This window comes from Nitrospira lenta (assembly GCF_900403705.1).
GTDB classification, from domain to species: Bacteria; Nitrospirota; Nitrospiria; order Nitrospirales; family Nitrospiraceae; genus Nitrospira_D; species Nitrospira_D lenta.
This window is the reverse complement of the sequence record NZ_OUNR01000001.1, coordinates 627,892-649,878: the sequence shown is the minus strand read 5'-3', so window position 1 is coordinate 649,878 and position 21,987 is coordinate 627,892. Positions and strand designations below refer to the sequence as shown.

Below are 21,987 nucleotides of genomic sequence, written 5' to 3'. Positions count from 1 at the left end.
ATGGAGGCGCTAGGCAGCCGCATGAACATACCGAATAGTCTGACGATCTTGAGAATTCTCCTGATCCCTGTGTTCGTGGGGTTCATGACCTATCGGCAGTATGGCTATGCGCTGGCGGCCTTGCTCTGCGCCGGCCTGACCGACGCGCTGGATGGGTTGGTTGCGCGCCTGACTAATCAGCAGACAAAGCTAGGTGAAATTCTCGATCCATTGGCGGACAAGCTTCTACTCACCTCGGCGTTTCTCACGCTTTCCATCCTGCATCTGGTGCCGTCATGGGTTGTGATTCTGGTGGTAAGCCGGGATCTCATCTTGATGCTGGGGACAGTAGTCGCGCATGTGACGAATATTGCCATCGATATTACGCCGACGATCTTGGGCAAAGGGACGACATTGTGTCAACTGACGTATGTCGTACTGGTGATTGCCATGATCTGGCGGGGCATGAAGATCGGTGCGCTGTTTCCGTTGTTGCTGGTCATGGTGGCGTTTACGCTCGGCTCCGGGCTGCACTATTTGTATCGGGGGTATCGACGAACGTACTTGAATGGGTCTGTCGGCTGACGTATGTGCGCCGACTGTACCGCGCGCTCCCATCGCGCTCATGCCGCATAAATAGTGCATTTGTTTTGACAGGTTTTTGACCCCCCAGTAGACTCACCCCGTAGATATCACTTTGTTTCCTAACCGGCTCTCAGGAAGCCACAACAGGACTACACGCCTATGGCTACGTTTGCGTACGTTGGACGAAGCAAATCCGGTGCGGTTAAGAAGGGCGAGCTTGTGGCCAAGAGCCGCGATGAGGCCGTCGACCAACTCCGGAAGCAAAGCGTGGTGGTGACGAGCCTGGAGGAGAAGGGGTCAAAAGAAGGGTTTAAGCTGAGTTTCGGCAACGGGATGACGGAAAAAGATCTCGTCGTGTTCACCCGCCAATTTGGGACAATGATCAATGCGGGCTTGCCCTTGATTCAATGTTTGGAGATTCTTTCGACACAGTCTGAAAATGCAGCGCTTCGAAAGGCCGTTGGCGAAATCAAGGGGTCTGTTGAAGGTGGTTCGACCTTTTCCGATGCGTTGCGTCGGCATCCGAAAATTTTCGATGATCTCTACTGCAACATGGTGAACGCCGGTGAAGTCGGCGGATTGCTGGACACGATTCTCGGGCGACTTTCCAAACACATCGAAAAGGCGATGAAGCTGAAATCGCAGATCAAGAGCGCGATGGTGTACCCGGCTGCTATTTGCGGTATTGCGGCGATTGTCATCACGGTGTTGATGATCTGGGTCATTCCGGTCTTTGAGAAAATGTTTAAAGAAATGTCTGGAGGCAAGATGGCCTTGCCTGGGCCGACCCAACTTGTCATCGATATGAGTAACTTTGCGCAAGGGAATTGGTACATCATTCTCGGTGCAATCGTCGGTGGAGTGATCGCGTTCAAGAAGTACTACGCGACTCCTCAGGGCAGGTTAATGGTTGACAAGATTGTTCTGAAATTGCCGGTGTTCGGTGACTTGATTCGCAAGGCGTCGGTGGCCAAGTTTACGCGGACATTGGGTACGCTGATCACGAGCGGAGTTCCTCTGCTAGAGGCTTTGTCGATTTGCGCGAAGACGGCTGGGAATAAAGTCATCGAAAATGTGTTGATGGATGCCCGCGTCAGCATCAGCGGAGGGAAGACGATTTCCGAGCCGCTGGCCAAGAGCGAGGCGTTTCCCAAGATGGTGACCCACATGATCGCCGTCGGTGAATCTACCGGTGCGCTCGACAATATGCTCGGGAAAATCGCCGATTTCTATGAGGACGAAGTCGATGCAGCGGTAACGAATCTGACCGCTTTGCTGGAACCGATGATGATGGTGTTTCTCGGCGTCACAGTTGGATTCATCGTCATTGCCATGTATTTGCCGATCTTCACGATGGCGTCCGCGATCGGGTAGCGGGTGCAGTCAGAGCCCGCAGTCAGTGTAGTCCAAGAGGCACCGGGGAGCGGTTTTCACGGTGCCTCTTGGATCAAGCAGATAGTGTAAAGGCTCTCCCTCTCAAAAAAAGAGCCAGTGGTGAGCTGGTCTCTTGCTGTTTCCGGAGTCCGCATTGAACGGACTTCCCCTCTAGATCTCGGAGCTTCTGTGGGTGAAATCAGAACTAGAATCCAATGGCTAATCAGCCTAAGAGTCCTCGTTGTGACTCTTCTGCTCGGGCTTTCTTTGACCTTTCAGGTCACGAGAGGGGAGCAGGTTGAAACGTTCTATGGCCTGATCGTGTTCACCTACGCGATCACTATCGGGTATGCCGTCGCGCTTCGCGTAACGACAACCTCTGAGGCGCTGGTTCGACTAGCCTGGGTACAAATCGGCATTGATTTCCTATTAGAAACCGTCTTAATCGCAAGAACCGGTGGGATCGAGAGCCCGTTTCTGGTGCTGTACGTGATTTCTGTCACGTTGGCGAGCCTGGTGCCTCGACGGAAGGTCGGCCTCCTGACCGCCAGTTCGTGTGTGATTCTCTTGGGCCTTCTGACCAATCTACAATTGTATGGGCTGACGGAAGCCTGGGGCTGGTTGCCCAGGACACGCCTGAGCGCGCCGGAAACGCTTCAGACCTTTGGTGTCCACAGCCTCGCGTTCTTGGTCGTGGGTTTTTTGAGTGGCCTGCTGACGGAACAGCTGCAACGTGCGGACTCTTCTCTTAAGGAGAAAGAGCAGGGCCTTAGCCGGCTCCAAGTGTTTCATGAAAACATTGTTCGCAGTATCAGTAGCGGAGTGTTTACCGCCGATGAGGAAGGAAGAATTACCTCATTTAATCCCGCTGCTCAGGAAGCTACCGGACACAATTTCGCGCAAGTCCAAGGGCGCCCTTGGCGAGACGTATTTAATTGGCATCCGGATCGACCGTTGGATGTGCAGGACGAAGGTGCTGCGCATCTGCGGTTTGAAGTGGAGTGCACGCGTGCGGATGGGAGTCGCTTAGTCCTGGGGATGACACTCTCGCCACTGCAGGAGTGTGGAAAGACGATGGGGATGGTCGGAGTGTTTAAGGATTTGACGCAGATTCGAGACCTTGAAGAGGAAATGCATCGAAAAGAGTGGCTGGCCAGCTTGGGTGAAATGTCGGCCGGGATGGCGCATGAGATTCGCAATCCGCTCGGTGCGTTGGCCGGGGCGATGCAAATGTTGCGGAAGGATCTTCATGCGGATGAGACGAGTCAGCGGTTGATGGACATCGCTATTCGAGAGGCGACACGGCTGGATACGATCATCACGGAGTTTCTTCAGTATGCACGCCCGCCGGCGTTGAATCTGGCCGAGCATGATTTGAATAAACTCCTTGCTGATACGCTGGATCTGGTACAGCATGAAGCTCGGACGAGATCGAATATTCGCATTGAGACAAAGTCGTCTCGCGAGGCGTTGGTTGGTCAAGTCGATCAAGATCAGTTGAAGCAGGTATTCTGGAATCTTGCCGCGAATGCATTCGACGCCATGCCGACGGGCGGACAATTGATGATCGCAACCGGCTGTCGGGCCATAGATGTTGGCGGGCGTAAAGGGGATGTCATCGAGATTTCTTTTCAAGACACTGGCGACGGGATCTCGAAGAAAAATCTCGACAATATCTTTCTTCCGTTCTTTACGACGAAAAAGCAGGGGTCAGGATTGGGCCTTGCCGCAGTTCATCGGATTGTCGATTTGCACGGCGGGTGGATCAAGGTTGAGAGTAAAGAGCATGAGGGATCTCGATTTGTGGTGTGTTTGCCCCGTTCGGGAGAGGTGGGCGTGAGACTCTGGCATGAAGGTAGGGAGCCATGGAAAAGATCTTAGTCGTCGATGATGAACAGAGTTTGCGGGAAGTGTTGAGCATCATGCTCAAGCGGGCCGGGTATGCGGTCACCGCGGTGTCCGATGGGGAAGAGGCCATTGAGCAGGTGCAAAAAGAAATATTCGATCTTGTGATCACGGATCTGCGGATGCCTAAAGTAGACGGGATGGAAGTGCTCCGGGCCGTCAAGTCCGCGTCGCCGGAAACGGTGGTCTTGATCATTACAGCTTTCGCCACGGCGGATTCGGCTGTGGATGCGATGAAGCAGGGCGCGTATGACTATCTCACAAAGCCGTTCCAGGTTGATGAAGTGCAATTGATCATTCGGAATGCCCTCGAGAAGCGCCGGTTGACGACAGAGAATATCTTGTTGAAGCGCGAGATGGCGAGTCAGTCGTCTTTTGCTCAGTTGGTAGGACAGAGCGAGGCGATGCAGAAGGTGTTTGATGTAGTGAAGAAAGTGGCCGACTCAAAGAGCAATGTCTTGATTTGCGGAGAAAGTGGGACCGGCAAAGAGTTGGTGGCTCGGGCGATCCACTACAATAGTGCGCGCAGCCCGCAGCCGTTTGTGGCTGTGAATTGCAGCGCGGTGCCCGAAACGCTGTTAGAGAGCGAGTTGTTTGGGCATATGAAGGGCTCGTTCACGGGTGCCATTTCCAATAAAGCCGGACTGTTCGAAGTTGCGAACGGCGGTACGATTTTCTTGGATGAGATTGGGGATACGACGCCGACCATTCAAGTGAAATTATTGCGGGTTATTCAAGAACGTGAATTTCGCCGAGTCGGTGGGACGCAGGACCTTAAGGTCGATGTGCGCATCGTAGCTGCGACGAACAAAGATCTTGAGAAGGCCGTGGCCGATGGCTCCTTTCGCGAAGATCTGTATTATCGATTGGACGTCATTCCAATCCGGCTCCCGCCGCTTCGATTGCGCTCCGGCGATATCCCGCTGCTCGCCACGCATTTTCTCACGCGGTTTTCCAATGAGAGCGGGAAGCCGACGCCAGTGATCAGCCCTGAGGCAATGCAAGTGCTGTTAGGGCATGAGTGGCGCGGCAATGTGCGAGAGTTGGAAAACTTGATTGAGCGAGTGGTTGCATTCTCAACGGGTGGTCCAGTGACGGATGTTGACATGCGCGGATGGCTTCATCGGACGGTATCGCCTCAACAACAGGGCGGCGTCCCGACTGAGCTGCCGGAAGACGGGGTGGACCTTGAGGGAATGATCAACGGCCTTGAGAAGGACCTTTTGCTGAAGGCGTTGGAGCGGACCAAGTGGGTAAAAAAGAAAGCGGCAAGATTGCTTCGGCTCAACACCCGATCCTTCCGCTACCGGCTTGAGAAGTATGCTATAAAGGGAGGCCGTGACTAGACCGCACGAAGATTCGCCCGATCCTTCTCGATCCGCTGTGACCGTATTCGCTCCAGCCAAGGTTAATCTGATCCTTCGGGTGCTTGATCGTCGTCCTGAGGGGTTCCACAATCTGTGGAGCCTCATGCAGACGGTTGGGCTGGAAGATGCCGTCACGATTCGCTCAGCTCCGCAGCATACTGAGATCCGGCTACAGTGCGACAGCAATGCCCTCAGCGTCGATCAGACTAATCTCGTATATCGTGCTGCGGCCGCGGTGCTCGCACAAGCGCAACGCAAGATCGGTCTCGATATCCGGTTGGCGAAGCGTATTCCGATGGGAGCCGGGCTTGGGGGTGGGAGCAGTGATGCTGCGGCAACTATTCTCGGAATCAATCAACTCCTGAAGCTGGGCTGGTCAGCAGCCCAGATGGCGGAAGTCGGCCAAGAGCTTGGGAGCGACGTGCCGTTCTTCTTTCATGCCCCGACGGCGGTGGTTGCAGGGCGAGGCGAACGGGTCAAGGCGATTCATGTGGCCGATTCCCGCTGGGTAGTGCTCGTGAATCCTGGTTTTCCCGTTGAGACGAAATGGGCCTATCAGCAGCTATCTACGACCAGGCAGGGCGTGGTGCCGCTTTCTGAACGATGCACTCAACTGGAGGCACAGCCCCTCACCACATGGGATGCTGTGATCAGTCTGGCTTCAAACGATTTCGAAGGCCCGGTATTCGCGGCGCATCCTATCCTGCAGCAGATCAAGAGGGGCTTGTTGAGTGGGGGCGCTCAGCTGGCATTGCTGTCCGGCAGCGGTGCAACCGTGTTTGGAATATTTCAGGAAGAAGCCGAAGCTCGCCAGTCGGCGGCCACTTTTCACGGCCGTTCGGAGATGAAGGCATTTGTGGTGCAGACAAATTCTGGGAAATTACGAATTGAGTGACGCCCTTCTGATTTGCTAGCAATCGGTTGACAAATCCGAGCCATTTCCGATAAAGTCCGCCACTTGGTTGGCTTCTTCCGCAGCGAGCCGTGAGCAAAGTGGCAATGTGTCCGCACGGTGCCACCGTCCGCCGGTAAGTCAATTCATTCAAGAATTCAGTTACTTCATAAGTAAGAGATTTGGACCGTTTGAGAAATCGGTGATGAACAGAGAACTGAAAATATTCTCTGGGAACGCTAATCCTGCGCTTGCCCACGAGATCTGCACCTATCTTGGGCAAAGGCTCGGGGAGGCGACCGTCTCTTCCTTTAGCGACGGCGAGATCCGTGTCAAAGTCGATGAGAATGTGCGCGGCGCTGATGTCTTTGTCGTGCAGTCGACTTGCCAACCGGTGAATGATTCCCTGTTAGAGTTATTGATCATCATCGACGCGCTCAAGCGCTCGTCGGCGAACCGGATCACGGCGGTGATTCCGTACTTTGGCTATGGCCGGCAGGATCGGAAGGATCAGCCGCGCGTGCCGATTTCAGCGAAGCTGGTGGCGGATTTGATCAGTACGGCCGGTGCCGATCGTGTCTTGACGATGGATCTCCACGCGGGACAGATCCAGGGGTTTTTCAATGTGCCGGTCGATCATCTGTATGCGTTGCCTGTGCTCTTGGATTACATCACCAAGAAAAAGATCAGTGATTTAGTGGTCGTGTCGCCTGACGCCGGCGGAGTCGAGCGCGCTCGCGCTTTTGCCAAGCGGCTGCAGGCCAACCTCGCCATTATCGATAAACGCCGAGAAGGCCCCAATCAAGCGCAAATCATGAATATCATCGGCGATGTGCAGGGTAAGAGCGTACTGCTCCTGGACGATATGATCGATACGGCGGGAACCATTGTGCAGGGTGCGCAGGCCTGTGCCGACAAAGGGGCGCGGGAAGTGTGGACCGCCTGCACGCACGCAGTGTTGTCTGGGCCGGCGTTGGAGCGGATCACGAAGTCCTGTTTATCGCAGGTGGTGGTCACCGATACCATCCCCTTACGCGGGAAAGAGCAGACCTGCCCCAAGCTGTATCAACTTTCGGTCGCGCCGCTGCTGGGCGAGGCCATTCGGCGTATTCACGAAGACGAATCAGTCAGCTCATTATTTGCCTGAGTCCTTGAATCGCGGGGACCAGATCGACGGAAGAGAGACGGAGGAATATCATGAAATTTGATTTAGCAGTGACCGTACGGGAGCAGTCTGGAAAGGGTATCGCGCGCCAGTTGCGGCGGAGTGGCAAGATCCCCGCTGTTCTCTATGGTCAAGGCGAGTGTGTACTGTTGACCGTTAATCCGGATGAGTTGGTAAAGATTCTCAAGGCGCAATCGGGCAGTACGGTGCTGGTGTCATTGACCATAGCCGGAGCCACGACGAAGGCGAGCCGTACGGCATTGTTGCGCGATTATCAGGTCGACCCCATTACAGGCAGCGTGCTCCATGCGGATTTATTTGAAGTCTCCATGGATAAGCCAATTCGCGTCAAGGTGCCAGTGCATGTCGTCGGAGGCATTCCCATCGGTGTCAAAGAAGGCGGTGTGTTGCACAACAATACCCGCGAACTTCATATCGAGTGTTTGCCGGCGGCAATGCCGGACCAGATCGATGTGGATGCGTCATCCCTTGGAATCAGCCAAGGCATTCACCTGAAGGATGTGGCGCAGCGCGAAGGCATTCGATTCCTTGATGACGAAGATCTGATGATCGTGAGCGTGGCGGCGCCGATCTCCGATGCCAAGCTGGAAGCACTGTTGACTGGCGGCGCGGGCACGGCCACCGAGCCGGAAGTCGCGACAAAGGGCAAGGAAGCGGGTGAAGGTGGAGAGCCTGCGAAGGCGGGCGCCGCCGCAGCTGCCGGAGATGCCAAGGGCGGCGACAAGAAAGCTGCCGGTAAGGATGCTCCGAAAGCTGAAAAGAAGGACGCTGAAAAGAAGAAGTAGCGGTGTATCTCCTCGTCGGACTGGGCAATCCTGGCAGAGCCTACGCCCAGACCCGTCACAATGCCGGTATGTGGGCCATCGAGCGGGCGGCTGCTCGATGGTCTATCCGTCTCATCTCCCGCGGTACAGCTCAACGAGGATCAGGTCGGCTCGGGTCGGAGTTCATCGAGCTGGCGGGCTTGTTGGACTGGATGAATCTCACGGGTCCTCCCCTCAAAGGCTTGCTGCGCGAGTTTAAAATCAAGCCGGACAACCTGATTCTCCTTCACGACGATCTCGATTTAGAGCCCGGTCGGCTACGCATCAAGCAGGGCGGCGGGTCTGGTGGCCATAACGGGATTAAATCGGTGATAGAGGCGCTTGGGACTCCGCAGTTTATCCGGGTCAAAATCGGAATCGGCAGACCAGCTCCAGGCCTGGATGCTGCCGACTATGTATTGCAGCCTGTCATGCAGGATGAGATGGCGGTCTTTACGCCATGCCTCGAACAAGCCGTCGACGCACTCGAGTGCCTGATTCACCGCGGTCTTTCCACTGCCATGAATCAATTCAATATTCGTGAAAAGCCTATACAGGACGAGGCCTAGGCGACCGCTGGTGAGTGTAGGATGAGCCGTGCCATGGCAATGATTCGATAAGCCGATGGGCATGATGATTGTGAGGCTCTTGGATGCGTAAGCATATGCACGTGATGGTCATTGCTCTGACGAGTGTGATGGCTGTCCTTGCTGGGTTCGTTGGGGCGGCTAGGGCCGGAGAGTTCGCCTTTGAATCGCTCAGGATCAGAGGAGGCGTCAGTGGCGGATCACCTCTCGGGAAAGAGCGACAGAACGATTTTAACCAGATCGATCTTGCGGCAACCGTTCGGCTCCCCTGGGAAAAAGAGCTTGGCGGAGGCTGGATACTCGGTACGAGGATGCTGGCTTCGCTCGGCGCGCTCCGAGGTGGTGATGAAACCAACGGAGTGATGACTGTGGTGCCGCTCGACATTGTAGTAGGGCGCAAGGACGGACTCGTGGCCATCGATATGGGAGGGGGAGGGGCACTGCTGAGTGATTCCAAATTCGGCCGGCAGAATTTCGGCGGACCCTTTCAGTTTGTATGGACGTTCGGAATTACCAGCCGCGTGGCTGGACCGCTCGGAATCGGCTATCACTTTCAGCACTACTCGGATGCGACGCTCTACGGGCAAGACAGCCGCGGAGTGGATCTCCATCTGGTTGAGCTGATTTATTGGTTTGATCGCAGAGATTAGCGGATGCTGATCGGGGACATGGCGTAGCCAGAACGATCTCCAGCATCCCTCCTTCAATTGACAGCCTCTTTGCCGCTGTGATACCGTCCACCGTTCATTACGCCTCATATAGAGGCACCTACACCTCGCTCCGGACTGGATCCGGGGCCTTTGTCCAGGAGGATTGCTGCATGGAGCTGTACGAGTCTCTGTTCATTATTCGTCCGTCCGTCTCCGACGAGGAGACCAATACCCTCATCGACAAGATGAAAGCCGTGGCCGATAAGACCGGTGCACAATTCATCAAGGCCGAGAACTGGGGCAAGAAGAAGCTTGCCTACGAAGTGCGGCATGAGCGAAAAGGCACCTATGCCTATTTCTATTTCCGCGCGCCCAACACGACCGTCGGCGAACTCGAGCGGGCCTACCGTTTGGAAGACAACATCCTCAAGTTCTTGACCGTCCATCTCGAAAAAGAATTAGTTCCGCCGCGACCGTTAGAGGCCTCAGCGCAGGAGACCGACGGTGGCCGGATTTAATAAAGTCATCCTCATGGGCAACCTCACGCGGAATCCCGAGCTGCGGTACACGCCGAGCGGGACCCCCGTGGCGAGTTTCGGACTGGCGGTGAGCCGGCGGTTCAAGCAGGGTGAGGAGCTGAAAGAGGAAGTCTGTTTCGTAGATATCGTCGTGTTCGGCAAGCAGGCTGAACATTGCGGGCAGTATTTGAGCAAAGGCAACGGGGCGATCATTGAAGGGCGGCTCCAACAACGCCGCTGGGAAACCGAAGACGGCCAGAAGCGCAGTAAGCATGAAGTGGTGGCCCAGAGCGTGACCTTCATGCCGAAGCGTCAGGATGGCGGCGGGGCGAGTGGCGGACCGGGCGGTGAACCGCCGATCCATGACGAACCCAGCTATGAATATGACGAACAGCATTGATTAGGACGAACGAGGAGGCAGTGATGGAACGAACGGGTGGTGCAACTGGCGGCGATCGTCGTGATGGTAACGGGGGCGGCGGGCGGTTGTTTCAACGGCGCCGGCCTTGCCGGTTTTGCTTGGAGAAGGCTCCAATTGATTTTAAGGATGCCGGGCTGCTCAGGAATTTTCTCACCGAGCGCGGGCGAATCGTTCCGCGCCGGATTTCCGGGAACTGCATGCGGCATCAACGTGAATTGACGATTTCAATCAAGCGCGCCCGGCACATCGCGATTATCAGCTTTGCCGAGGAGCGATAGCGCGCGTGAGTCAGCGCGACGCGATACAGGCACCTGGAGCCGGTTGGTCGCCGGAGGTCATGATGGATCTGCTCACACCGCATCTTGCAGATATCACCGCCGATGGGTTGTCGCTGACGGGCGATGTGACCGCTGAGGAGCTAGGACTGGTCGAAGCCGACACGCAGCTCGACGGAGCGCTGGCGGTCGGATTGGACCTGAGTAAGGTCGAGCGCACGATTTGTGTGACCGGAGTGGTGGAAGGGACGGCCATCCGGGAGTGCGTGCGGTGCTTGACTCATTTCTCTGAGCCGTTGGCGTTTGCGCTCCGTGTCGTCTATGAGCCTGAGCCAAAGATCGTTCCGCCGGCTGCCAAGCGGGTTGACCATCGCAAGAAAGCTGTCGAGCCGGTAGAAGTTGAGCCGGACGAAACGGATGACGAGATTTATCATTACGAAGGCGATCATTTGGAACTCGCACCGATGTTGCGAGAGCAAGTGATTTTGTCGAATCCGATGCATCCGTTGTGCAAAGACGATTGTGCGGGGTTGTGCCCGCATTGTGGGAAGAATTTGAACGAGGGGCGGTGTGCCTGTCCGGCTGAGGCGCCGACCAATCCGTTTCAAATATTACGGAATGTGAAGACTGAACAGAAGTGACGTCGGGGAGCTGAGCTCCCGGCGGTCTTGAACGTGGGAAGGAGTTGCCATGCCTAATCCGAAACATAAACATTCTCGTGCACGCCGCGACAAGCGGCGCACACAAAAGCTGCGGATGACCCCTCCGGGGATGTCCGTATGCCCGCAGTGCCACGAGCTGAAGCTGCCGCACTATACGTGTTTGAACTGCGGAACCTACAAGGGTAAGGCAGTCATTCAGGTCGAAGAGTCCTAGCAGGACCGCGAGAACAGATGCGCCGAGGCCGATAGGCCTCGGCCACTTTCCTTCCGGTTGTGCATTTCGTGCGCCTGCGCTAAGCTCTCGGCACATCGGGGACAATCACGGGTGCCACGCGTGTTCAGCCATCTATCCCAATCTCGAGTACATTATCCTCTATGAAGATCACGCTTGCTGTGATCGTGCGAGACTATGGTTCCGCGCCTCTGGCGATGCCTGTCGCACAACTATGGTCTAGTGCGAGTGCTCAGAGGCGTTATTTGTTCACCCATTTTCGAGTATGTGACTCCCTATGAAGATTGCGCTTGATGCGATGGGGGGGGACCATGGTCCTGCACCCTGTATCGAAGGCGCCATGCAGGCTGCCAAGGAGCTCGATGTCGAGGTCATTCTTGTCGGCGATGAGACGACCTTACAGCGCGAATGCGCGCGCCTCGGTGCGACCGATGGCCGCCTCTCCATTCGGCACGCCCCGCAGGTCGTCGAGATGCATGAATCGCCGGCGGCAGTGGCGCGTAAAAAACGGGATTCGTCGATCTGGATCGCGACGGAGTTGGTCAAACACGGAGAGGCCAGCGCCGTGGTCAGTCCGGGCAACACCGGTGCGAGCATGGTGTCGTCGTTCTTTGTGCTGGGATTAACGAAAGGGGTCGAGCGGCCGGCCATCGCCACCAGTTTGCCGACACTGACGGGCGAGGCCATCATGCTGGACGTCGGCGCCAATGTCGATTGTTCGGCGAAACATCTCGAACAATTTGCCCTGATGGGGAACGAATACGGGAAACACCTGTTTCGCAAACCGAATCCGCGCGTCGGCCTTCTGAGTATTGGTGAGGAAGACAGCAAGGGCAATGAAGTCACCAAAGAAGCGTTTAAACTATTAAAAGCCAGTACGCTGAACTTTATCGGCAATGTCGAGGGGCGTGAGGTCTATAGCGGAACGGCCGACGTCGTCGTCTGCGACGGGTTTATCGGGAATGTCGCGCTGAAGATTTCCGAGGGCGTGGCTGAGACGATCAAAAAACTCTTGATCAAAGAAATTTCCAGTTCGTGGCTGGGGCGGCTGGCGTATCCGCTGATCGCAGCGCCGCTCCTCAATCTGAAACGCAAGATTGATTATGCCGAGTTCGGAGGGGCCCCGTTGCTCGGCGTTAACGGGATCACCATCATCTGTCACGGACGCTCCTCGGCGAAAGCCATTAAGAATGCCATCCGCCGGGCCAAAGGAATGGCTGAAGGGCGCGTGCACGAACTGATTCAGCGGGATATCGAAGAGACCATTGCCAGCCCATCGCCTGTGGAGCCCTCTGCATGAAATCCCGTATCGCGGGAACCGGATCGTATACCCCGTCTCGAGTCATGACCAATACGGAATTGGAACGTATGGTGGCGACGTCCGATGAGTGGATTCGCGAGCGGACGGGCATTCGTGAGCGTCACATTGCGGCATCCGGAGAGGCCTGTTCGGATCTGGCGGTTCAGGCCGGGAAGCGTGCGCTGGCGGCAGCCGGTCTTGCGGCATCCGATCTCGATTTGATCCTGGTCGCCACCTGTACCGGCGACTATCCGTTGCCAGCGACCGCGTGCCTGGTGCAGCATCAATTGGGTGCGACGAAGGCGGCGGCCTGCGATCTGTCGGCGGCCTGCTGTGGATTTGTCTACGCCTTGTCAGTAGCGGATGCTTATGTGCGAACCGGAATGCGGCATGTGTTGGTGATCGGATCCGAGGTGATGTCGGCGATTACCGATTGGAGCGACCGGAATACCTGCATCCTGTTTGGTGATGGGGCGGGGGCCGCAGTCGTCAGCGCGAGCGACGGTGAGCAGGGGATTCTCTCGACGCATTTGCGGTCTGATGGGAGTCTCTGCGAGCTGATCACCGTGCCGGCCGGCGGGTCGCGTACGCCGCTTTCTGAGCAGGTCATAGCCGAGCGGACCCATTTCATTAAGATGAAGGGGAATGAGACCTTCAAGGTTGCCGTGCGGACATTGGAAGAGATTGCGCGGGAGACGCTGGCCGCGAACCATCTGCAGGTCGAAGATCTGGACCTCTACGTGCCGCATCAGGCCAATATGCGGATTCTCAAGGCGGTGATGGAACGGCTCGGTCTTCCGATTGAGAAGGTCATGCTGAATCTTGAGCACTATGGGAATACGTCGGCCGCGTCGATTCCGATTGCGCTGGATGAGGCGGTTCGCGCAGGGCGAGTTCAAGACGGATCGTTGGTCCTGTTAGGCGCATTTGGAGCTGGGTTGACCTGGGCGTCGGCGTTGATCCGATGGTAATGGCGGGGAACCGACAGGCCGTCGTCCGGCCCAACTTTTCCCGTTGACATTCCACGCCATTTCTAAGATATCTACCCCCCATGAATTCAGGCATCGGATTGGTATTTCCAGGACAGGGGTCGCAGTCGGTCGGCATGGGCAAAGCCCTGTGTGACGCCCATCCCAGACTGAAACAGATCTATGACGAGGCGTCGTCCGTCCTTGGGTATGACAGTGCAGCGCTCTGCTTTGAAGGGCCGGCTGAACGGCTGAACCTTACGGAGAACACGCAACCGGCTTTGTTGGTGAGCAGTATCGCGGCATTCAAGACATTGGATTCGGCGGGTCTGAAGCCGGTGGCGGTGGCCGGACACAGTCTCGGTGAATATTCGGCGTTAGTGGCTGCGGGTGGCGTGTCCTTTCGAGATGCCGTCGGGCTGGTGCAGAAGCGTGGACGGTATATGTCTGAAGCAGTACCACCGGGCACCGGCCAGGTGGCCGCGCTGCTCGGATTGACCCCGGATGTCGTACGGGAAGTCTGCCGCGAGGCCTCGGCGGTCGGGGTGGTTGCCGCGGCCAATTTCAATTCGCCGGGGCAGGTTGTCATCGCCGGAGAAAAAGCTGCCGTTGAACGAGCGATTGAACTGGCCAAAAGCAAAGGCTGCAAGAAGGCGATTCCGTTGCCGGTCAGCGTGCCGGTCCATACTCCGTTGATGCAGATTGCGGCCGACCGCCTATCGAAAGATCTTGCCGCCGTGCAATGGACTGATTTGGCCACGCCGCTTATTAATAATGCCGAAGCCAAACCTATCAGCCGGGCCGATGAGATTCAGCCCTCGCTGGTCCGCCAGTTGCCGTCGTCGGTCTTGTGGGAAGACTCGGTGCAGGCAATGGCGAAGCTGGGTGTGACCACATTTATTGAGGTGGGGCCCGGGACGGTGTTGACGGGCCTGATCAAGCGCATTCTTCCGGATGCAAAATTATTGAACGTTCATGATCCCAAATCGTTGGATGCGACACTCCAGGCGCTCGGCGCCGCGCATTCGGCCTGATCCGTCACGTTTAACAAGGAAATCGGCATGTCATTGCAAGGGCGGGTTGCGATAGTCACAGGGGCAGCTCAGGGCATCGGCCGGGCGATTGCGGAAACGCTGGCGCAAGCGGGCGCCGATATCGTCGTCGCGGATCTGGATCCGAGCCGGTCGCAAGAGACGGTGAAGGCGATCGAGGCGTTAGGCCGGAAAGTGCTAAACGTCAAGGTCAATGTGGCGGATGCGAACGATACCAAGGCCATGGCCGAGCAGGTCATGAAGGCCTGGGGTAAGATCGACATTCTGGTCAACAATGCCGGGATCACCCGCGACGGATTGCTGCTCCGCATGAAAGAAGAAGATTGGAATCTGGTGCTGCAGGTCAATCTGAACGGCACGTTCAATTGCACCAAGGCGGTCTTGCAGCCGATGACCAAGCAGCGGTATGGTCGTATCGTGAACATCGCGTCGATCGTGGGCGTGATGGGCAACGCCGGCCAGGCGAATTACGCTGCGTCGAAAGCGGCCGTGATCGGTTTCACCAAGACGGTCGGACGCGAATATGCGACGCGCAATGTGACGGTCAACGCGGTGGCGCCGGGGTTCATCGACACGGCGATGACGCATGGCTTGTCGGACGACGTGAAGGAAACATTGCAGAAACAGATTCCGTTGGGACGGTTGGGTACGCCGGCTGACATTGCGGCGGCGGTCCGCTTTCTTGTTTCAGATGAGGCGGCGTATATTACCGGTCATGTTTTGCATGTGAATGGCGGCATGTTAATGGTATAGATGGTCCCCAAGGTCTGGGAACAACCAGCGGCAGCATATCCCCATGTTGCAGCAGAGGGTCAGTCACGTTGGGGAAGGAGGTAGGCAGATCGATGGCAACTGTTGATGAGCGCGTGAAAAAGATTATTGCCGAGCAACTCGGCGTTGAGGAAGATGAGGTGGTTGCCGAAGCCTCCTTCGTCGAGGACTTGGGAGCCGACTCACTCGATACTGTCGAGCTGGTGATGGCGCTTGAGGAAGAATTCGAGATCGAGATCCCCGATGAGGATGCCGAGAAAATCCTCACGGTCGGAAAAGCATTGGACTACATCAAGGAAAAGTCATAAGCGGGACCTATGGCTGAGCGATCGACGCGGCGCATTGTCGTGACAGGCGTAGGACTGGTCACCCCTCTCGGGACCGGGGTGGACAAGACCTGGGCTGCGCTCTGTGCCGGGCAATCCGGCATCGGGCGGATCACCAAGTTCGATCCGGCGGCCTATGACGCCCAAATCGCCGGTGAAGTGCGCGACTTCGATCCGGGCCAATTCATCGAAAAAAAAGAAATCAAAAAGATGGATACGTTCATCCACTATGCCGTGGGCGCCGCCCAGCTGGCTGTGGATGACGCGGGACTGAAGGTCGCGCCGGAAGAAGCCACGAAAGTCGGCGTGTATATCGGATCCGGCATCGGCGGTTTGGGCGCGATCGAGCACTATCACGACGTGCTCAAGGAAAAAGGTCCCGGTCGGGTGTCGCCGTTCTTCATTCCCATGACCATCATCAATCTGGCCTCGGGGCAGGTGGCGATTCGCATCGGCGCCAAGGGGCCGAATTCCTGCGCGGTGACCGCCTGTGCGACAGGGAACCACTGCATCGGCGATGCGTTCCGTCTGATTCAGCACGGTGATGCCGACGTGATGGTTGCCGGTGGCGCGGAGGCGGCAATTACGCCGCTGGGTGTGGCGGGATTTGCCGCCGCGAAAGCGCTGTCGTTTCGCAACGATGAACCGACCAGAGCCAGCCGGCCGTTCGACAAGGACCGGGACGGATTCGTGCTGGGCGAAGGCGCGGGCGTCGTCGTCCTGGAAGAGCTCGAGCATGCGCGGCGCCGGGGTGTCAGGATCTATGCGGAGTTAATCGGATATGGCATGAACAGCGATGCCTACCACATTACCGCGCCGCCGGAAGAAGGCGAAGGCGCCGTGCGCTGCATGGAATTGGCGTTGAAAGATGCCGGGATCGCCAAGGATCAGATCGGCTATATCAATGCGCACGGAACCTCTACGATGGCCGATGCGATTGAGACCCGCGCCATCAAGCAGGTCTTCGGCCAGCAGGCCTATAAGATCCCCGTCAGTTCGACGAAGTCGATGACGGGACATTTGCTCGGCGCGGCCGGCGGCATCGAAGCCGTCTTTAGTATTTTGGCGCTCCACCACGGCCTGTTGCCGCCCACGATCAATCTGGAAAATCCTGACCCCGCATGCGATCTCGATTACGTGCCGAACAAAGCCAGGGCCGTGCCGATCAACGTGGCGCTTTCGAACTCGTTCGGGTTCGGCGGGGTGAATGCCTGTCTGATTTTCAGACGCCTAGAGGTCTAGCGCGGGTGCGCCTATGACACCGGCTTCTCCAGCCGATCCAGTTCCATCGGTACCCCACTATCGATTTAAGAACCCCACGGTGCTCACGGAAGCGCTGACGCATAAGTCTCATGTCAATGAGCGGAAGGGGACGACACGAACCCATAATGAGCGGTTGGAGTTTCTCGGTGATGCGGTCCTCTCACTGATTATCAGCGACCATTTGGCGCAACTGTATACGCAGTTAAGCGAAGGGGCTCTGTCTAAGCTGAAGGCGAATCTCGTCAGCGAGTCCTCGCTGGCTCACGCGGCCCGCCGGATGAATCTCGGCGCGATGTTGCGACTGGGGCGCGGAGAAGAACTCTCGCAAGGACGGGAAAAGAATTCTCTGTTGGCCGATGCCTTGGAGGCGGTGATTGCCGCGGTCTATCTCGACGGGGGGCTGGAGGCGGGCCGAGCCTTTACCTTGAGCGTGATGCAGGAAGAGCTGCGTCAGGCCGAAGCCCATCAATCGACGCCGGGGGAAGAAGATTATAAAACCAGGCTCCAGGAGTGGTGCCAGAAACGATACGATCAGCTGCCGCAGTATGTGACGGTGCGTGAGTCCGGGCCGGATCATCAGAAGCATTTCGAGGTCGAGGTGCGGATCAACGAGCGTGTGGTGGGGGCCGGGCAGGGTTTGAGCAAGAAAGAGGCGGAACAGATGGCGGCTCGCTGTGCGCTTGATCGGAGCGAGTCTTGAAGCCGGGCGCGGTGGCCGGTATAGTCAGGAGAAGAGGCCCACGGTAAAGGGAGGACGATGATGCAGAGACGATTCAACTGGGTGATGGGGTGTGCCGTATTGGCGGTGTGTATTCCGTTCGTATTCGGGGCGGGCGTCAGTGATGCTGCGGATAAAGCGCCGGCGCCCAAGGTCGAGACGTCCAAGGAGCCGCGGGCGATCATCAAAACGAAATTCGGCGAGATTGAACTGAAACTGTTTCCCGAACTGGCTCCCAAGCACGTGGAGAATTTTATCAAGCTGGCCAAGGACGGATTCTATAACGGCACGATTTTTCATCGGGTGATCCCGGGGTTCATGATCCAGGGCGGCGATCCCAATACCAAAGATTCGCTCAAGAAAGATTCATATGGGCAGGGCGGTCCCGGCTACACGGTGAAGGCGGAATTCAGCGACACTCCCCATAAGCGCGGCATTGTATCGATGGCGCGGGCAACCGACCCGGATACGGCGGGATCGCAGTTTTTCATCGTCGTCGAAGACTCGCGATTCCTTGATCGGAAGTATACGGTCTTCGGCGAAGTCACCAAAGGAATCGGTGTAGCCGACAAGATTGTGAACTTGCCGAAAAATGATCGCGACCTACCTAACGACCGGATTGAAATGACGGTCACGATCGTCGAGTAACGCGCGTCTCTTCCAATCCGATTGGATGAATCGAGAGAGCCCTTCCCGTACGCAACGGAAAGGGCTTTCTCTTTTTCGCCTGGCACTGCGGCTGACGCTTTGTCGGGACTATGTGTTACTTCGCGCATTGCCTGCCACGCACAATCTTAAGGGCTGCCATTGAAGCGGTCTCACCCCCTACCTTTGGTGGGGGGCTTTTGTGGGATTTCTCTAAAGGAGATGCCACGGTATTCTCACCCTATCGAAACCGAGCGGGTGTCTACCGAGGAGGAATTCCGTGAGAAACCCATCAACCCGTCGCATGTACCGGCGAGTCTCGAGCGAGTGCCATGCCTGTATTCTGACGTCCAGCGCCATCCAGCGCTGCATGGTGCGTGACCTTTCCTTGAGCGGGTTTCGAGTCAAGCGGCAGGGAAAGGATGTGCTGTCTCTGCATGCGCCGGTGATGATTCGTGTGTGGCTGCCGGGCGTCTCGGCTCCGATCGATATCGATCAAGCGATGGTGCGGTGGAACCGAGGGAATGAGTTCGGCGTGGAGATCCAGTCCATCTCGAACGGATCAGACTTCCAACTGGCGGGATTTATAGAGCGCACATTGCAGTCATCAATCGGCTGCGATGAAGCTCCCGGTCAAGCGGTAGGGTAAGGGATCAGTGGCGATGATGTTGGCATTCAGGCCCGTGTTCATGGGCTTCGGCAGCGGGCGGGGGCATGAACGATTGGCCTGGCAGCACGATGTGGCCCGGCTCATGTTTCTTTTGTAAGTTCGCGGCGATCTCTGGATGATAGGCCGTGACATATCCGATCAGCCCTCCGAGAAAGCGGCGTGATTGAAAATCTTTTCCGGAAAAGTCCGACACGAATTTGATCGCGCGATCAAGGATTTCAGGGGCATTGGATGAGTCGGCAATCTGCTTGGGGTTTTGCTTCTTAAACGCGTCATATTCTTTAATCAGATGTTCGGCAAAGACAGGCATGGGAGCCGATGGCACATGCAGGGGGCTGAGTGTGCGGCGCAGTCCTTGGATTGCGGCGACGACCTCTGCATCCTGCCCGTCACGCCGTCCCTGGAAGAAGCTTACCGTAATCACTTCGATGAGGTTGAAGAGGGAGATGGCCTGTTGTCCGCCGAATTCGCCGAGCTCCCGATAGAATTCCCGCCGCAACGGCATGAATTGCTCGCCGAGCCGTTTTTGCTGATAGTCGCTGCCGCTGTCGAGATAGACACAGTCACTGGGGCAGGTCACGCGCACGAGGCGATGCTCTCCGCAACACTGGCTGCAGATGAGTCCGTTGAGGCCTGGGCATACGCGCTTGCCTTTGCGTTGTGTGCAGTAGGCGCAGTGGCTCATTTGGCTGGGGTTCCTTCCTTGGCGGGCTGCGGGGGGCCCGCTGCTCCAAACCCGTAGTCAGCGAGGGTGCGCCGGTTGTCCCGGCTCTTGCCGTCCGAGGGAGCCTCCAGCCCGTTGATTTCCGCTGCGTGGGCATAGTGATAGGGCACGAGAATCAAATTGTTGGTGCGGTCAATGCTGATATCGGCCGGCGAGAGGAGATACTCGGCGATCACCTGGAAGCGTTGGTCCCGGGTCATGCGCCAGATTTTCCCTCTGGAAAAATCCGAGACGTACAGGTTGCCCCACCGGTCGAAATCGACTCCGCTTAGATTCTGAAAGCGGCCGGTGAAAAATCCGTTCGACTCGAGCTCGGAGAGCTGGCCTTCCGGTGTGATGTCGAAAATCTTGCCCTTCTCCCAGCTGACCGCGATGAGATGGCCGGTGCGCGGATGGACGGCGATACCGGAGGGGCCGGCAAGGCGGTCGTCATGAATGAGCACGCTCACGCGATGACCGGCGGCTTGCTCGATACGGTAGATCGTGTTGTTCGATTGGTCTGACGCGTACAGCAGGCCGTTCGGCCCGGCCGTGACATCGGTGAGGGAGACGGTGCCTTTGGAGGGGAGTGGGGGGAAGCTGATGACCACGAGGGATTTCCCCGTTGATTTGTCAAACCCCTTCAACTGGTCGAGATCGGCCACATAGAGGGTCTGATCGACGACCGCCAGGCCTTTGGGGGCATGCAGCATGACATCGACAATCCCGCCTTGGATGAACTTGAGATTGAGGACCTTCCCGTCGGCATCGACTTTGGTGATGAATCCGTTATTATCGCGCGCGTCCGGTTCCCCATTCACATTGGAGATGAAAAATTCTTTGCCCAGTTGGTCGCCGACGAAGCTGTTCGGCCCTTCGAGTCCGGTAATTTGGGCTGCGTGGACGAGCCCCGACGAACCTGCGAGCGCACAGCAGACGAGTGTGGCCCTCATGAGGGTGCCGCGAACATTGTAGGTGGATGATGGGATGTTCAAGCTTGATTAATCAGTGTGAAGACAGGCGTGCATCGTAACGAACGGGTGAAGAGACTGTCAAGGAATGGGTTGGGGAGAGATGCATGAGTCTGACCGGGCGATGGGCCGGTCAAAAGTATCGACTGCGCGACGCGCGGCTTGCTTCTCGATGGGCAGGCGTTGAGTCAGGCGTTGACTTGATGAAAAATGCCCTGCTAAGGTGCCTACGGTTTTGAAGGCCAACCGCTTGAATTCAGGGAGGGAATTGTGGGAGCACGACTCATCGACGGGAAGGCATTGGCGCAGCAAGTTCGCGATCGGCTGGCAATTGATTCAGCGGCGGTTCTGGCAAAGACCGGGGTCAAGCCGGGTCTCGCCACGATTCTAGTGGGTGACGATCCCGCGTCGCATCAGTATGTGAAGAGTAAGCAGAAAGCCTGCGAGGCGGCAGGCATCTATATCGACGACCACAAGTTACCTGCCAGCACGACGCAAGCAGAGTTGTTGTCCTTGATTGAGAAGATGAACGCGGATCCCAAGATTCACGGCATCTTGGTTCAGCTCCCGCTTCCCAAACACATCGAGAGTCGCGTCGTGCTTGAGGCGGTGTCGCCGGACAAGGATGCCGATGGATTCCATCCCTATAATTTCGGCCGGCTGGTCGAAGGGAATCCGGTCTTTGAAGCCTGCACTCCGAAGGGTGTCATCAAGATGATCGAGTCTACCGGTGTCGGCATTGAAGGGAAGCGCGCGGTGGTTCTGGGCCGTAGCAATATTGTGGGGAAGCCGCTGGCGCTCATGCTGTTGCAGCGCAACGCCACCGTGACGATTTGCCATTCGAAGACCAAGGATTTGCCCGGAGTCTGCCGTGAGGCGGATCTCTTGCTGGTCGCGATTGGGAAAGCCAAGTTTGTCACGGCTGATATGGTGAAAGAAGGCGCGGTTGTCATTGACGTCGGGACCAATCGGTGGACGGACGGAAAACTCTGCGGCGATGTCGATTTTGAACCAGTGAGCCAGAAGGCAGGCTGGATCAGCCCGGTGCCCGGCGGCGTCGGCCCTATGACGATTGCCATGTTGCTTGCGAATACGGTGGAGTCGGCGAAGCGAATGGCGGGGATGTTGTAGGAGACCGGAGGCTCTCTTGCTCGCTGCCCGCGC

The 21,987-nt window shown here is 57.0% G+C and carries 26 protein-coding genes; 24 read left to right on the top strand and 2 right to left on the bottom strand.

The window, feature by feature from the left end; all coding sequences use genetic code 11:
• Positions 1–21 precede the first annotated feature (21 nt).
• The 23 genes from NITLEN_RS03130 (at position 22) to NITLEN_RS03020 (ending at position 19,128) form a co-directional block, all read left to right on the top strand.
• Positions 22–564 carry a CDP-alcohol phosphatidyltransferase family protein gene (locus tag NITLEN_RS03130; protein WP_181416600.1) on the top strand — a complete coding sequence of 181 codons (543 nt, stop codon included), beginning with the start codon at positions 22–24 and terminating at the stop codon, positions 562–564.
• A 159-nt stretch (positions 565–723) separates the two neighbouring features.
• A complete protein-coding gene (locus NITLEN_RS03125; protein ID WP_121988107.1) occupies positions 724–1,938 on the top strand; it encodes a type II secretion system F family protein in 1,215 nt (404 codons plus the stop codon).
• A gap of 117 nt (positions 1,939–2,055) precedes the next feature.
• Positions 2,056–3,819, top strand: a complete 1,764-nt coding sequence (locus NITLEN_RS03120) for an ATP-binding protein (RefSeq protein WP_121988106.1) — start codon at positions 2,056–2,058, stop codon at positions 3,817–3,819.
• Positions 3,804–5,189 (top strand): sigma-54-dependent transcriptional regulator, encoded by a 1,386-nt coding sequence (locus NITLEN_RS03115; protein ID WP_121988105.1) that lies wholly within the window; start codon positions 3,804–3,806, stop codon positions 5,187–5,189. The genes NITLEN_RS03120 and NITLEN_RS03115 overlap by 16 nt, the downstream gene beginning before the upstream one ends.
• Complete coding sequence (ispE, locus tag NITLEN_RS03110) at positions 5,182–6,105, top strand: 4-(cytidine 5'-diphospho)-2-C-methyl-D-erythritol kinase (protein WP_121988104.1); 924 nt, start codon at positions 5,182–5,184, stop codon at positions 6,103–6,105. Before NITLEN_RS03115 ends, ispE begins: the two co-directional genes overlap by 8 nt.
• A gap of 202 nt (positions 6,106–6,307) precedes the next feature.
• Positions 6,308–7,249 carry a ribose-phosphate diphosphokinase gene (locus tag NITLEN_RS03105; RefSeq protein WP_121988103.1) on the top strand — a complete coding sequence of 314 codons (942 nt, stop codon included), beginning with the start codon at positions 6,308–6,310 and terminating at the stop codon, positions 7,247–7,249.
• A gap of 50 nt (positions 7,250–7,299) precedes the next feature.
• Complete coding sequence (locus NITLEN_RS03100) at positions 7,300–8,073, top strand: 50S ribosomal protein L25 (protein ID WP_121988102.1); 774 nt, start codon at positions 7,300–7,302, stop codon at positions 8,071–8,073.
• 2 nt (positions 8,074–8,075) lie between these two features.
• Positions 8,076–8,660 (top strand): aminoacyl-tRNA hydrolase, encoded by a 585-nt coding sequence (gene pth, locus NITLEN_RS03095; protein WP_121988101.1) that lies wholly within the window; start codon positions 8,076–8,078, stop codon positions 8,658–8,660.
• A gap of 83 nt (positions 8,661–8,743) precedes the next feature.
• Positions 8,744–9,328 (top strand): acyloxyacyl hydrolase, encoded by a 585-nt coding sequence (locus NITLEN_RS03090; RefSeq protein WP_121988100.1) that lies wholly within the window; start codon positions 8,744–8,746, stop codon positions 9,326–9,328.
• A 170-nt stretch (positions 9,329–9,498) separates the two neighbouring features.
• Positions 9,499–9,846, top strand: coding sequence for a 30S ribosomal protein S6 (gene rpsF / locus NITLEN_RS03085; protein ID WP_121988099.1), 348 nt, complete (start codon positions 9,499–9,501; stop codon positions 9,844–9,846).
• On the top strand, positions 9,833–10,246 hold the full coding sequence (locus NITLEN_RS03080; protein ID WP_121988098.1) for a single-stranded DNA-binding protein: 414 nt from the start codon (positions 9,833–9,835) through the stop codon (positions 10,244–10,246). Before rpsF ends, NITLEN_RS03080 begins: the two co-directional genes overlap by 14 nt.
• Before the next feature lie 23 nt (positions 10,247–10,269).
• A complete protein-coding gene (gene rpsR, locus NITLEN_RS03075; protein WP_121988097.1) occupies positions 10,270–10,545 on the top strand; it encodes a 30S ribosomal protein S18 in 276 nt (91 codons plus the stop codon).
• Positions 10,546–10,550: 5 nt separating this feature from the next.
• A complete protein-coding gene (locus NITLEN_RS03070; protein WP_146216075.1) occupies positions 10,551–11,183 on the top strand; it encodes a YceD family protein in 633 nt (210 codons plus the stop codon).
• Positions 11,184–11,232: 49 nt separating this feature from the next.
• On the top strand, positions 11,233–11,418 hold the full coding sequence (rpmF, locus tag NITLEN_RS03065) for a 50S ribosomal protein L32 (RefSeq protein WP_053378488.1): 186 nt from the start codon (positions 11,233–11,235) through the stop codon (positions 11,416–11,418).
• A 295-nt stretch (positions 11,419–11,713) separates the two neighbouring features.
• Positions 11,714–12,736 (top strand): phosphate acyltransferase PlsX, encoded by a 1,023-nt coding sequence (gene plsX, locus NITLEN_RS03060; RefSeq protein WP_121988095.1) that lies wholly within the window; start codon positions 11,714–11,716, stop codon positions 12,734–12,736.
• Positions 12,733–13,707, top strand: coding sequence for a beta-ketoacyl-ACP synthase III (locus tag NITLEN_RS03055; RefSeq protein ID WP_121988094.1), 975 nt, complete (start codon positions 12,733–12,735; stop codon positions 13,705–13,707). The genes plsX and NITLEN_RS03055 overlap by 4 nt, the downstream gene beginning before the upstream one ends.
• A gap of 80 nt (positions 13,708–13,787) precedes the next feature.
• Complete coding sequence (fabD, locus tag NITLEN_RS03050; protein WP_121988093.1) at positions 13,788–14,738, top strand: ACP S-malonyltransferase; 951 nt, start codon at positions 13,788–13,790, stop codon at positions 14,736–14,738.
• Between the two features lie 27 nt (positions 14,739–14,765).
• Complete coding sequence (gene fabG / locus NITLEN_RS03045; RefSeq protein WP_121988092.1) at positions 14,766–15,509, top strand: 3-oxoacyl-[acyl-carrier-protein] reductase; 744 nt, start codon at positions 14,766–14,768, stop codon at positions 15,507–15,509.
• A gap of 92 nt (positions 15,510–15,601) precedes the next feature.
• A complete protein-coding gene (acpP, locus tag NITLEN_RS03040) occupies positions 15,602–15,835 on the top strand; it encodes an acyl carrier protein (protein ID WP_121988091.1) in 234 nt (77 codons plus the stop codon).
• Between the two features lie 9 nt (positions 15,836–15,844).
• Positions 15,845–17,095 carry a beta-ketoacyl-ACP synthase II gene (fabF, locus tag NITLEN_RS03035; protein WP_121988090.1) on the top strand — a complete coding sequence of 417 codons (1,251 nt, stop codon included), beginning with the start codon at positions 15,845–15,847 and terminating at the stop codon, positions 17,093–17,095.
• A 13-nt stretch (positions 17,096–17,108) separates the two neighbouring features.
• The gene (rnc, locus tag NITLEN_RS03030) at positions 17,109–17,816 is read left to right on the top strand and encodes a ribonuclease III (protein WP_121988089.1); all 708 of its coding nucleotides are present in this window, start codon (positions 17,109–17,111) and stop codon (positions 17,814–17,816) included.
• A gap of 198 nt (positions 17,817–18,014) precedes the next feature.
• Positions 18,015–18,482, top strand: a complete 468-nt coding sequence (locus NITLEN_RS03025) for a peptidylprolyl isomerase (protein ID WP_342776532.1) — start codon at positions 18,015–18,017, stop codon at positions 18,480–18,482.
• A 277-nt stretch (positions 18,483–18,759) separates the two neighbouring features.
• Positions 18,760–19,128 (top strand): PilZ domain-containing protein, encoded by a 369-nt coding sequence (locus NITLEN_RS03020; protein WP_146216074.1) that lies wholly within the window; start codon positions 18,760–18,762, stop codon positions 19,126–19,128.
• Between the two features lie 4 nt (positions 19,129–19,132).
• Here the strand turns inward: NITLEN_RS03020 and NITLEN_RS03015 are convergent, their stop codons facing one another.
• Positions 19,133–19,834 carry a hypothetical protein gene (locus NITLEN_RS03015; RefSeq protein ID WP_121988087.1) on the bottom strand — a complete coding sequence of 234 codons (702 nt, stop codon included), beginning with the start codon at positions 19,832–19,834 and terminating at the stop codon, positions 19,133–19,135.
• Positions 19,831–20,805, bottom strand: coding sequence for an NHL repeat-containing protein (locus tag NITLEN_RS03010; protein ID WP_121988086.1), 975 nt, complete (start codon positions 20,803–20,805; stop codon positions 19,831–19,833). Before NITLEN_RS03010 ends, NITLEN_RS03015 begins: the two co-directional genes overlap by 4 nt.
• A gap of 288 nt (positions 20,806–21,093) precedes the next feature.
• Between NITLEN_RS03010 and folD the strand changes: the two genes are divergently transcribed.
• Complete coding sequence (folD, locus tag NITLEN_RS03005; RefSeq protein ID WP_121988085.1) at positions 21,094–21,954, top strand: bifunctional methylenetetrahydrofolate dehydrogenase/methenyltetrahydrofolate cyclohydrolase FolD; 861 nt, start codon at positions 21,094–21,096, stop codon at positions 21,952–21,954.
• Positions 21,955–21,987: the final 33 nt, after the last annotated feature.